Source organism: Streptomyces endocoffeicus (genome assembly GCF_016741935.1).
Classification (GTDB): domain Bacteria; phylum Actinomycetota; class Actinomycetes; order Streptomycetales; family Streptomycetaceae; genus Streptomyces; species Streptomyces endocoffeicus.
Genome location: NZ_JAERRG010000001.1, coordinates 1,189,304 through 1,201,475 on the forward strand (window position 1 = coordinate 1,189,304; position 12,172 = coordinate 1,201,475).

Genomic DNA, 12,172 nt, shown 5'->3' on the forward strand with positions numbered 1-12,172 from the left:
AGCACCTGAGGGGTTCCTTTCGTGGGGGGTGCGTCACCGAACGGGCCGTGGGCACGCGGACGTTCCGGCCGGAGTCATGACAGACCACGTGGCCATAACAGACCACGTGGCCATAACAGACCACCTGGTCACGACAGACCACGTGGTCATGGCAGACCACGTGGCCCGCAGGCATGTGCGTGCACAGGGGCAGGCGCCTACGGGCAGGCCGGAGGACGGCGTCGCCGGGAAGGCCGGGGCGATCCGCCGTTCGGTGAGTGGTGAGAGGCGGCTACGCCGCGACCGTGGCCGATCCGCGCGGGGAGAGGTGAGATCTCCGGCGGGGTCTCGGACAGACGGGCACGACGGCGGCGGGGATCACGCGGGCGTGCTCCAGCGAATTGCGCATTAGGTCCCATCCTGTTCGGATCGTGGGGGGCGGACCGAACATCACCAGTGCGGGGCGACCGATCTTTTGGGCTGACCGGTCGGAATCCCCAGTCTCATCGATCACTACGGAACCACACAACACATCGAAGTAACACTCTCATTAACCGATGAGAGAGTTCCGTTCGCCACCGATCGACCCCGGCCATGCCCAACTTCCCCTCGACACGGGGGTTTCGGAGCCCTGTCGGTACCGCGTCGGCGGCTCGTCGGCGCGTCATCGGCCCGGCGTCGGCGCCGCGTCGGTGCGGTGTCGGTGGCTCCGGCCAGACTTTTTCGAGGCACCACATTCGGTGGTTGAATTCGGAAGGGACAACACCATGCGGAATGCACGGGTTCTGATTTCCGGGGCCAGTATCGCCGGGCCCGCGCTCGCCTACTGGCTGGATCGTTATGGCTTCCGGGTCACCGCCGTGGAGCGCGCCGCGCGCCCGCGCCCGGGCGGGCAGGCGATCGACGTGCGGGGTCCGGCGCTCGAAGTGTGCGAGCGGATGGGCGTGCTGGCGGAGGTCCGGGCGCGCCGCACCGCGCTGCGCGGTATGTCGATGGTCGACGACGACGGAAAGGAGCTGTTCAGCACCACCGAGCGGACCGCGAGTGGCGGAGATCTCAACAGCTCCGATATCGAGATCCTGCGGGACGATCTGTCCTCGGTGCTGATGGCCGCGGGCGGCGACGGGATCGAGTATCTCTTCAACGATTCGATCGCCTCGCTCGTCCAGGGGCCCGACGAGGTGGCGGTCACCTTCCACCGGGGCGGTGCGCGCGCCTTCGACATCGTGGTGGCGGCCGACGGGGTGCACTCCTCCACCCGGGCCCTGGTCTTCGGCCCGGAGGAGGACTTCCTCCGCCATCTGGGGGGCTATCTGGGCGTGTGGACGGTGCCGAACTATCTGGGCCTCGACCGCTGGGAGGTCATCTACCAGATGGCCGGGGACGTCTGGGGCGGCATGCTGATGAGTGTCCGCGACAACACCGAGGCCCGGGTCTACATCGGCATCGACTCGGACGAACCGCCCGCCACGTTCCTCGGCTCCCGGTCCGTCTCGGAGCAGAAGCGGCTGGTGGCCGAGCGGTACCGGCACGCGCGCTGGGAGATGCCACGGCTGCTAGAATACATGTGGGGGGCGCCTGACTTCCACTTCGACGCGGCGGCCCAGATCCGGATGGATTCCTGGTCCCGTGGCCGGGTGGCCCTGGTCGGCGACGCCGGTTACTGCGGCTCACCGGCGTCCGGGCAGAGCACCAGCGTGGCCGTGGTCGGCGCCTATGTCCTGGCGGGCGAGCTCAGGGCCGCGGACGGCGACCACGCCACGGCCTTCGCCGCCTACGAGCGCGAGCTGCGGGGCTATGTGGCGGCCAACCAGCAGCTCGCGCTGGACAACATGGCCCGGAAGCAGGCGCAGGACGCATCGGCCGGGCAGGAGCCCGACACCAACCCGACCAATATCGACGACAGCTTCTACGAGGTGGTCAACTCCTACACCCTCAAGGACTACTGACCCGGCCCGGCGGCCGTGGCCGGGCCAGCAGCCGGAGCCAGGTCAGGAGCAGGAGCCGTAGCCGTGGCCGGGCTAGGACACCACGTCCTTGCGGCCGAAACCGCGGAAGGCGAACGCGACGAGCACCAGGGCGTACGCGACGGACACCGAGACGCCCTTCACCATTCCGCCCCACTCCATATGAGGCTGGAGTGCGTCCGCCCACGCGAACTGCCAGTGCGCGGGCAGGAAGTCGCGCCAGGAGCCGAGCGCGGTGACCGCGTCCAGCACATTGCCCACGATGGTGAGCCCCACCGCGCCGCCCACCGCGCCCAGCGGCGCGTCCGTGACGGTCGAGAGCCAGAACGCCAGGGCGGCCGTGACCAGCTGGGACAGGAAGATGTACAGCACCACCAGGGTCAGCCGGACGAGGGCGTCCCCGACCGGCAGCTCACCGCCCGTGGGCATCCGCAACGGCCCCCAGCCGTACGCCACGGTGCCCACCGCGAGCGCGACCACCGGCAGCAGCACCATGGCGGCCGCGCTGAACGCCAGGGCCACCGCCAGCTTGCTCACCAGCAGCCTGGCCCGGGGCACCGGCGCGGCCAGCAGATAGCGCAGCGAGGACCAGCTGGCCTCGGAGGCCACGGTGTCGCCGCAGAACAGCGCGACCGGCACCACCAGCAGAAAGGCGGCCGAGACGAACAGTGCGGTGGCGGCGAGGTTGGCGCCGGAGGCGGTGGCCGTGGTCATCAGGGTGACCCGGTCCTCCTGCCCCTCGGGGGTGCCACCGATGGCGAACGCGACCACGAGGACGAACGGCAGCAAGGCCAGCACCAGGCCCATCACCAGGGTCCGGCGACGGCGCAGCTGCCGTACGGCCTCGACCCGCAGCGGCAGGGTGCGGCCGGCCCGGTAGCCGGGCGCGACCTCGGTGACCTGGGACAGGGAGCTCACGCGGATCCTCCTCCGATCAACGTCAAGAAGGCGTCTTCCAGGCGCCGGTTGGGCCCGAAGCTGGTCACCGGGATCTCCAGCCGCACCAGCTCGGCGAGCAGCCGCGCCGGGGTGGTCCCGTCGAGCTGGACGAGCAGTCCGTCGGTGGTGCGGCGGGCGGAGAGGACCCCGGGCAGCGCGCCCACCTTGCCCGTCAGGGCCTCGCTCAGCTCACCGTCGTGGCCCACCAGCACACTGCCGCCGTTACCGGTGATCTCGCCGACCGCGCCCGCCTGGATCAGCCGGCCGCGGTCCATCACGACCAGATGGGTGCAGGACTGCTCGACCTCCGCCAGGAGATGGCTGGAAACGATCACCGTGCGCCCCGCGGCGGCGTACCGGATCATCACCTCGCGCATCTCGCGGATCTGCGGCGGGTCGAGACCGTTGGTCGGTTCGTCGAGGATCAGCAGATCGGGCAGGCCCAGCATGGCCTGGGCGATGGCCAGCCGCTGCCGCATGCCCTGGGAGTAGGTGCGTACGGCACGCTCCAGCGCGCTGCCCAGGCCCGCGATCTCCAGGGCCTCCTCGATATGGGCGTCGGCGGCGGGACGGCCGGTGGCCCGCCAGTACAGCTCGAGGTTGGCGCTGCCGGTCAGATGCGGCAGGAAGCCCGCCCCCTCGACGAAGGCGCCCACGCGGGAGAGCACGGGCGCGCCGGGCCTGATGGCCTGGCCGAAGACCCGGATCTCGCCGTCGTCGGGAGCGATGAGCCCCATCAGCATCCGCAAGGTGGTGGTCTTGCCCGCGCCATTGGGCCCGAGAAGCCCGAGCACCTGCCCCTTCTCGACGCGGAAGGACAGATCGCGCACCGCGTAGCGGTCGGCGGACTTGGCGTAGCGCTTGCTCAGACCGGTGATCTGCAGGGGTACGTCGGCCAGTTCGGGGTCGGGCGGCGGAGTGGCCGTACGCCGCCTGCCGGTCAGCAGCAGCGCGAGCGCCACCACGGCCGCGCCGAGCGGCAGCCCCCACACCCATGCGGGCAGCGGGGCGGGCTGGGTGTGCACCCCGGGTGCGGTGGGCACCGACAGACCGCCGTCCGCGAGCCCGACCGAGTAGGTGGCGGGCTCGTTCGGGGAGGCGTAGCCGAGGTCGGTGGAGGCGAGCACGAGCCGCAGCCGGTGGCCCGCGATGAGCTCGTGGTCCACGGCGGGCAGCCGGACGGTGACGGTACGGCCCTGTTTGGCGCCGGTGACCCGCAGCGGCGCGACCAGCTGCTCGGGCAGCACCTGCTGTCCGTCCGGCCCCACGTCGTAGACCTTGGCGAAGAGCACGGCGTCGTCCGTGTCGGCCTTGACCCGCACCTTCACCTCGGGCGATCCGGTGATCCGCAGGGGCCGGTCCAGCGGGCCCGAGTCGAACCGGGCGAACTGGCCGGGGATGTCGAGGGAGAGGCCGACGCCGAGTGAGGACGCCTGGGACAGTCCGGCGATGCCCGGCACGGTGGAGATGGAGGGCGGCCCCGCCCCGGGCGGGTTGGCGAACGACTGCTCGCGTCCGCGCAGCGCCACCGTCCGGCCGCCGTCGCCGAGGCCGGGGTAGCGGTCGCCGGTGGCGCCGCGCAGCTGGACCGCGCCGTTGGTGGTGTCGATGCCGCCGGTGCGGCTGACCCGGAAGGCGGGTCCGGTGTCGGTGCCCTTGTCGCCCTTGAGGTAGCGGTCGAACCAGGCGTCGGTGCGGGCCGCCACCCGCGAGGTCTCGCGGTCGCCGCCGTCATGTCCACCGGCCGTCCAGTCGACGGCGACCGGCGCCCCGTTGGCCCGGATCGCCTTCGCCATGGCGTCGGCCTGGCCGAGTGGGAAGAGGGAGTCGGCCTGCCCCTGGAGGATCAGCGTGGGGACCTTGATCCGGCCGGCGACGGCGGACGGGCTGCGCGCCTCGAGCAGCCGGCGGGCGGCGGCGTCGGGCTTTCCGGCGACCGCGACCCGCTCGTACATCTCGCACAGCTGCTTCTCGAAGCGACCGCAGCCCTGGCCCTGGTCCGTTCTGGCCTCTCCCCCGCCGTTCGGGTCTCCCGGGTCCGTCTGGGCTCCTTGGCCCGTCCCGCCGCCTCCGCCGCCCTGGCCGCCCTGGCCTCCCGGGCCCATCCCCCCGTTGGCGCCTCCCGCGCCGCTCGTATCGCCCTGGCCGCCCTGGGCGCCGGTGAGGTCGGCCGAGCCGGTGGTGAAGAACAGCCCGGCCCAGAGCTTCTTGTAGACGCCGTTCGGGAAGAGCGCGTCGGCGAGGTTCCAATAGGTGATCTCGGGCGCGATGGCGTCCACCCGGCGGTCGTATCCGGCCGCGAGCAGGGAGATCGCCCCGCCGTAGGAGGCGCCGGCGACACCCACCCGGGGGTCGCCCTGACGGTCGAGCCGCACCTCGGGGCGTTTCGCCAGCCAGTCGATCAGCCGCCGGACATCGGCCACCTCGTGGTCCGGGTCATTGAGCCCGATCTTCCCCGTGGATCTGCCGAAGCCACGCGCCGACCAGGTCAGCACGGCGTATCCATCGCGGGCGAGTTCCTCGGCGTGGTCGCGTACGTCGTCCTTGCTGCCGCCGAAGCCGTGGCCGAGCAGGACCGCGGGCCTGCGTCCGGTGCCCGCGGTGAAGTACGAGGTGTCGATGCGCGCGCCCGGCATGTCCAGCACGCGGTCCTGGCGGTGCACGGCCGGCCGGTCGCCGGAGGCGGCGACCGCCCAGGTGCCCGCGCCCGCGAGGAGGACCGCGGCGGCCACGGCGGCGGCCAGGCGCCGGCCCCTCGGCCGGGTCTTTCGGAGATCCATGTCTGAAACCCTAAGAGGAGGAGGCAAACGCCGCGGCTGACACCAGACGGATTCTCGTCCACTCCCCGGGGAGTACCCGGACACCGTCCGTACACCCGGCGCGGTATGCCCCGACCGCGGTGGCCGGGCTTTTGGATCAGTCGGACGATGCTCCATAGGATGCGCCGGTGATCATAAAGAAACGTCTGGCGACAGGCGCGTTGGGGCTGCTCGCGGCCCTCGCCTGCGGCCTGATATCCCCTCCCGCCGCCATGGCCGGCGAACCGGCCCCCGATTCCCCCAAGGTCGAGCTGGTACTCGATGTCAGCGGCTCCATGCGGGCCCGCGACGTCGACGGCGACACCCGGATGGCGGCAGCGAAGCAGGCGTTCAACGAGGTGCTCGACGCCACACCCGAAGAGGTGCGGCTGGGCATCCGCACCCTCGGCGCCAATTACCCCGGCAAGGACCGTAAGGCCGGCTGCCAGGACAGCGAGCGGCTCTACCCGGTGGGCCAGGTGGACCGCACCGAGGCCAAGGCGGCCGTCGCCACGCTGCGCCCCACCGGCTGGACGCCCATCGGGCTCGCGCTGCGCGGCGCGTCCAAGGACCTCTCCGGCGGCGAGGGGACCCGCCGGATCGTGCTGATCACGGACGGCGAGGACTCCTGCGGTCTGCCGGACCCGTGTGATGTGGCCCGGGAACTGGCCGCCCAGGGAACCCACCTGGTCGTCGACACGCTCGGGCTGACGCTGGACCGCAAGGTCCGCGAGCAGCTCAGCTGCATCGCCGAGGCCACCGGTGGCACGTACACGGCGATCCAGCACCGGGACCAGCTCTCCAGCCGTATCAAGCAGCTGGTCCGGCGCTCCGCCGACACGCCCGTGGAGACGCCCACGCCGGTCCGGGGCGCCGCCCAGTGCGCGAAGGCCCCGTACCTGGGCTCCGGCCTCTACAGCGACCGGGAGAGCTTCGGGGAACACCGCTGGTACCGGATGCGGGTGGCGCCCGGTCAGGAGCTGCGGGCCTCGGCGAGCGTGGCCATGGACCGCACCGTCGACCCGGACTACGGCGTGCTGGTGCGGGCGGTGACCCCGGGCGGCCGGGAGCTGGTGCGCGGCAGCGAGGCGGGCAGCGGCCGTACGGACGTCATCTCCAGCGGGCTGCGCTATCCGGTCGCCGATGTGGACGACGACGAGGACGAGACGGCGCGGACGGTGTGCGTGGAGCTGAGCCAGTCGTTCTCCGCGCCTGCCTCCGTCAAGCGCGCTCCGGGCCTTCCGGTGGAACTCGCCGTCGATGTGGTGGGCAACGACGATCCGCCCGCCGATGTGGCCGCCTTCGGCCTGGGCCGCGGCTGGGTGCTGCTGGGCGTGCTCACCGTGGGCGGGCTGCTCGTGGGGTTGCTGTGGGGCTGGCTGGCCCGCTGGCGTGTCACCGTCTGGAGGTCCAACTGATGCGAGCCCTGCGTACCCTGGGCGCCGCGCTCACCCTGTGCGCCGCCGCCTGGCTGACCGCCGCCGCACCGGCCGCCGCGGACGGTAAGGACGGCACGGACGGCAAGAGCGGCACGGAAGCGCCCACCGAGGCGGGGACGAGCTTCCGTACCGCCACCGAGCTCAAGCCCGGTCAGCGGGCCACCGCGGCGGCCTCCACCGGCGACTATCTGTACTGGGTGTTCCCGGCCGCCGCCGGGCAGGTCCCCGAGGTCGAGGCGGAGCTGAAGCTGCCCGACGCCTCGAGCCGGCACGGCAGCGCCACCTGGCAGCTGGATGTCTACGACGGTCTGCGCCGCCACCAGCCGTGCGCCTCGGGCACCCCGTCGCGCCGGGCGGCCCAGCAGGACCGGACGGTCACCGTGAGCTGCACCCTGCGGCAGGTGCGGTCCTGGTCCGAGCGCTGGGCCAACGACCCTCTGCAGGGCGCGTATTACGTGCGGCTCACCGTCGTCGATCTGCCCGCCGAGGACCTCGGGCTGCCGATCGACGCCGAGGTCGAGGCGTCCGTACGGGACGCGGGCGGGGCGCATGCCGACGGCGGGGACATGACGCCGCTCAATCCGGTACTGCGGGCCGGAACGGCCCCCGGGACGGACTCCGAGCCGACGGGCGACGCCTCCTCGGATTCCGCGGACTCATCGGACTCATCGGACTCATCGGACTCATCGGATTCATCGGACGACAAGGGCGGGGACATTCCGCACGCGGTCGCCGAGCCGGAGGACGGCTGGGGTTCCGGCTGGTGGTCGGACCGCTGGGTGTGGACCGTGATCGGCGCGGCGCTGGCGGCGCTCGCCGGGGTGGGCGGCTACACCCTCACCCGGGGGCCGCGCTCTCCGGGCCGCCCGCAGAACGGCACAGGGTCCGACATCTGACCCGATGTCCGGAATCGGCGCGGGGCCCGCACGGCGATCGTGCGGGCCCCGCGCCGCGCCGGACCCCGGTGGCCCGGCGCCAGGAAAGCTCCCGGGAAGTCGCCCGGACGCTCAGGAATAGTCCTTGCCCATGAGCTGCCCAAAGCCCTCGGGATCCGCGTCGAATCCACGAATAACGCTCTGAATTCCCCATTCCCCCGCGTCGTCCCGGGTGAATACCGCAACCGTGGCGGAAGTGGCTTCTGAGACACCGGTGAAGTCACTCGTCATGAGTTCGGTGTATCCCTCGAGAATCCGGACACTGGTGTGCGGGACATCCCCGAACGTCTTCCGCCCCGAGCCCTGCTGGATGGTTATCCCGACGACCACCCGCGTGTATTCGGACGACAGCCGTTCGAGCTCGAGGGTCATGGACTCGTCGGTGCCAAGGCCCTGACCGGTGCGGCTGTCCCGGTTGAGGTTGATGGTGCCGTCCGGTGAGCGGCTGTCGAAGTGGACGAGGTACGCGGGCGCACCGTACGGATCGGCGGCGCGGTACGTCCCGGCCACGATGTCGAGATCATGGGGCGGCTCACCGAGGGGGCTCGGATCCCACTTGAGCGCCACCTCGATTTTCTGAAGCCCCTTGTTGAGACCAGTCACCCGGACTTCCCTTCCCTCGAACCGTGCGGATTTGAAAGCGCGTGGCGTCAAGCCTATCGCGGGCAGGGCGAGTTGAGGATTTTTCCACAGCCGCGTGCGGGGCCCCGCCGAGGGGTCTCTACTATGGGCCTCCGTACTAACGGCGGAAGGAAGCGTCCATGCGACGGTTGGGGGAGCTCGAGGCGGAGATCATGGACCGTCTCTGGGCTTGGCAGCGTCCCACGACGGTGCGGGAGATCGTGGACGACATCAACGAGCACCGTCCGGTCGCCTATACCACGGTGATGACCGTCGCCTCCATCCTCTACAACAAGGGCTGGCTGCTGCGCGCCAAGGAGGGCCGGGCGTGGGTCTACTCACCGGTCCGCAGCCGCGAGGAGTACACCGCGGCGCTGATGGAGGACGCCCTCGGCACCAGCGAGGACCGCTCCGCCGCCCTCACCCACTTCGTCGAGCAGATGGGCCCCGACGAGGTCAGCGCGCTGCGCAAGGCCCTGCGGACCGCGGGGCGGCGGACCAAGGCGTGACGGCCGCCCTCGCCCTGGCCTGCTACGCCGCCGCGGTCGGCGCAGCGGCCCCCAAGGCGCTGGCGCGCAGCGCCTGGCCGCATCGCGCACCCGCCTTGGCGGTTGCCGTTTGGCATGGGTTGGTCCTTTCGTTCACCATCGCGCTCGCTCTGACCACTTATCACCTCGTCACCCCAACTTGGCATCTTCATAATGGAATGTCCGGCTTGCTCCGGTTCTGTGGGTTGACGCTGAACGCCCGAATCCCGGGCACGGGCCCGATCGGTGTTCCGGCCATCGCCGCACCGGCCTCGGTGGCGCTGGTTCCGCTCGTCTGCTTCGGTCATGAGGTGCTGCGGGCCCGGCGCGTCCGCGCCCGCCACCGGGGCGTTCTGGACATGGTCGGCCGGCGCTCGGCCCGGCTGCGCGCCACCGTGCTGGACCATGACACGCCCGCGGCCTACTGCCTGCCCGGCCGCAGGCCGCGGATCGTGGTGAGCGCGGGCGCGCTGCGGCTGCTCTCCCCCGCACAGCTGGAGTCCGTACTGGAGCATGAGCGCGCGCATATCGCGGGCCGCCACCATCTGGCGCTGGCGGCCACGGAGGCGTTCGCCCGGGTGTTCCGGTGGCTGCCGCTGGCGCGCGAGGCCAGGGCGCAGACGGCGCTTCTACTGGAGATGGCCGCGGACGACCGCGCGCTGCGCCGCCATCCGCGCCACGCGCTCGTCTCCGCCCTCTACACGATGGCGGCGGGCCACGCACCCCATGCCCCCGGCGGGGCCTTCGCCGTGGGCGGACCGGGCGCGGTGGTCCGGCTGCGGCGGATGCTGGATGCCCGGCGGCGTCCGCATCCGGCGCTGTGCGGCGTGGTGGCGGCGGTCGCGGTGGGCTTACCGCTGCTGCCTCCCCTGCTGGGCTGCGCCCCCGGGATGTAGCGCTCCGAGCCGCGCCCCAGGGTCCGCCCCGGGCCATACGGAGGGACCGCAGGACCCGGGGCGGGGTGTGACGCGGCTCAGAGCCGGTCGAGCAGCGTCCGCAAGGTGGTGACCTCGGCGGACTGGCTCTTCACGACGTCGTCGGCGAGCTTCTTGGCCTTGGCGTTACGGCCGTTCTTCTTCTCGTCCTTCGCCATGTCGATCGCGCCCTCGTGATGGTCGATCATCATGCTCGCGAAGGCCCGGTCGAAGGCGGGCCCCTTGGCGGCCTTGAGCTTCCGCATGTCCTCCTCGGACATCATTCCGCCCATAGCACCCTTACCGCTTGCACCGTGGTCCATTCCGGGCATCTCGTCCGAGGACGCCTTCTCCGGCTTGCCCCAGCCCTTGAGCCAGGACTTCAGGGTGACGATCTCCGGGTCCTGAGCCTTCTCGATCTGCCCCGCCAGGCTCTTGATCCGCGCGCTCGAGGCCCGGTCGTCGGCCAGTCCGGCCATCTCCAGGGCCTGCTCATGGTGCGGGATCATCATCTGCGCGAAGCTGACGTCCGCGTCGTTGAACGCTCCCGCGGCGGAGCTCGCGGTCGCCTCGGAGGTGGCGGACTCCTTCGCACTCGTGTGGTCCATGTCCTTCATGTCGTCGTTCCCGCCACAGCCGGCGAGCAGCAGCCCTCCGGCGGCGACGGCGCCCACGAGGGCGAGACGGCGGTGGAGCGGCCGACGCGGGACACGCGTGAATGCGGTCATGTCGATATACCTCTTTTGCCAAGTGTTGACTGTTCCATGGGCGTACCGGCGCTTTACGCGCGGTTCGGCCTATATCCGCAGAACAGACAGGGCAGTGAGGTCGGGGCCGGGTGAGGGAGGATCGGGCCGCGCGACGACGGGCACCGCCACGGGAAGCCTCAGCGGCGGACCGCTCCGGCGGGTGAGCACGGCACCCAAGAGCGCTCCGAGCACCCAGACGCCGAGCACCGCGACACACAGCGAGGCCATGTCCATACCGGTCATGGGTTCGCGTGGCTTTGTCTCGGGCGCGGCCGGGGCATGCCCGGCCCCGGCGGACAGGGCAGGCGCGACCCGCTGCGGTCCGGAGCCGGTGGCGGCCGTACCGCCGCCGTGATCGGCGCCGTACGACCCGGGGCCGCCGTTGTACGACCCGGGGTCGCCCTTGTACGACCCGGGGCGCATCTCACCGGGCGCATGGCGCGCCGAGTGCGTCATGCCCGCGCCGGAGCCGCCGTCGGGATGGCCCAGGGTGTGCATGACGAAGACACCGAGCGCGAGCACGACGACGAGCAGAAGCCGCGGAAGGACTCCGCCCGCGCGCATGCTCCTGCCGGTGGTCACCGTCGCTCCTCGGGGTCGGTGTGATCTTTCTCGGAGTCACACCCTACTCCTAATGCCGTTAGTACGTGTGCGGACCCCCGAAAGCCCCCGGAGCCGCTCAGCCCTCCCGCAGCGCCAGCCTGGCCAGCATGTTCTTCGCGTCATCGGCGACCTGGGCGTCCGCCACCACCTCATAGCGCGCGGCCACGATCTGGCTGCGGGACGAGAAATCGCGCCGCCCTCCGGTCATGGCGTGCCCGACGAAACCGAAGATCGCGCCGAACACCGCGCCGTAGACCAGACCGCTCACCAGCAGCACGACCACGTTGTGGGCGCCCGCCGCGAACACGGACAGCAGCAGCCCGATCAGCAGCCCGAACCAGGCCCCCGTACCGGCACCCGCGAGCGCCGCACGGCCCCTGGTCAGCCGCCCGAGCACGGTCTCGACCATCCGGAGGTCCGAGCCGATGATCGCCGTGTGCTCCACCGGGAACTTGTTGTCGGCCAGGAAGTCCACCGCGCGCTGGGCGCCCGCGTAGGTCGGGTACGAGCCGACGACCGGGCGGTCGACCACCTCCGACGGCGGTTGCTGGGTCATCGCTGACTCCCTCCGTCAAGGAGAGCGTGCGCCCGCGCCTGTCCCCTCGCAACGGGAGAGGGGCGGGGGAAAGAGCGGAGAAACCCGCCGAGGGTCCGCGCGGCCGGGATATCCGGAACGGCCACCGCGGCTCTCCCCGTAACAT

11 protein-coding genes are annotated in these 12,172 nt (G+C 71.5%); 5 read left to right on the forward strand and 6 right to left on the reverse strand.

What is annotated here, in order from left to right; translation table 11 throughout:
- The first annotated feature begins 746 nt into the window (after positions 1-746).
- On the forward strand, positions 747-1,928 hold the full coding sequence (locus JK364_RS04680) for an FAD-dependent monooxygenase (protein WP_201847745.1): 1,182 nt from the start codon (positions 747-749) through the stop codon (positions 1,926-1,928).
- 72 nt (positions 1,929-2,000) lie between these two features.
- On the opposite strand, the gene JK364_RS04685 is transcribed toward JK364_RS04680, so the two are convergent.
- Positions 2,001-2,855: an ABC transporter permease gene (locus JK364_RS04685; RefSeq protein WP_230991509.1), complete on the reverse strand. Its 855-nt coding sequence runs from the start codon at positions 2,853-2,855 to the stop codon at positions 2,001-2,003.
- A 5-nt stretch (positions 2,856-2,860) separates the two neighbouring features.
- Entirely contained in the window at positions 2,861-5,665 is a 2,805-nt protein-coding gene (locus JK364_RS04690) for an alpha/beta fold hydrolase (RefSeq protein WP_201847749.1), read from the reverse strand.
- A 167-nt stretch (positions 5,666-5,832) separates the two neighbouring features.
- On the opposite strand from JK364_RS04690, the gene JK364_RS04695 reads away from it, so the two are divergent.
- On the forward strand, positions 5,833-7,101 hold the full coding sequence (locus tag JK364_RS04695) for a VWA domain-containing protein (RefSeq protein ID WP_201847751.1): 1,269 nt from the start codon (positions 5,833-5,835) through the stop codon (positions 7,099-7,101).
- Positions 7,101-8,018: a hypothetical protein gene (locus JK364_RS04700; protein ID WP_201847753.1), complete on the forward strand. Its 918-nt coding sequence runs from the start codon at positions 7,101-7,103 to the stop codon at positions 8,016-8,018. Before JK364_RS04695 ends, JK364_RS04700 begins: the two co-directional genes overlap by 1 nt.
- A gap of 111 nt (positions 8,019-8,129) precedes the next feature.
- On the opposite strand, the gene JK364_RS04705 is transcribed toward JK364_RS04700, so the two are convergent.
- Positions 8,130-8,711, reverse strand: coding sequence for a TerD family protein (locus JK364_RS04705; RefSeq protein WP_230991301.1), 582 nt, complete (start codon positions 8,709-8,711; stop codon positions 8,130-8,132).
- Between the two features lie 107 nt (positions 8,712-8,818).
- Here JK364_RS04705 and JK364_RS04710 point away from each other — a divergent pair, with 107 nt between their 5' ends.
- Together JK364_RS04710 and JK364_RS04715 are read left to right on the forward strand one after the other, a co-directional pair.
- On the forward strand, positions 8,819-9,187 hold the full coding sequence (locus JK364_RS04710) for a BlaI/MecI/CopY family transcriptional regulator (RefSeq protein ID WP_201847755.1): 369 nt from the start codon (positions 8,819-8,821) through the stop codon (positions 9,185-9,187).
- Positions 9,188-9,384: 197 nt separating this feature from the next.
- A complete protein-coding gene (locus JK364_RS04715) occupies positions 9,385-10,101 on the forward strand; it encodes a M56 family metallopeptidase (protein WP_307841154.1) in 717 nt (238 codons plus the stop codon).
- Positions 10,102-10,178: 77 nt separating this feature from the next.
- On the opposite strand, the gene JK364_RS04720 is transcribed toward JK364_RS04715, so the two are convergent.
- From JK364_RS04720 to JK364_RS04730, 3 genes are all read right to left on the reverse strand, one after another.
- Complete coding sequence (locus JK364_RS04720) at positions 10,179-10,847, reverse strand: DUF305 domain-containing protein (RefSeq protein ID WP_201847759.1); 669 nt, start codon at positions 10,845-10,847, stop codon at positions 10,179-10,181.
- Positions 10,848-10,916: 69 nt separating this feature from the next.
- Positions 10,917-11,450: a hypothetical protein gene (locus JK364_RS04725; RefSeq protein WP_201847761.1), complete on the reverse strand. Its 534-nt coding sequence runs from the start codon at positions 11,448-11,450 to the stop codon at positions 10,917-10,919.
- Between the two features lie 97 nt (positions 11,451-11,547).
- Positions 11,548-12,027, reverse strand: coding sequence for a YflT domain-containing protein (locus JK364_RS04730; protein ID WP_201847763.1), 480 nt, complete (start codon positions 12,025-12,027; stop codon positions 11,548-11,550).
- Between the last annotated feature and the right edge of the window lie 145 nt (positions 12,028-12,172).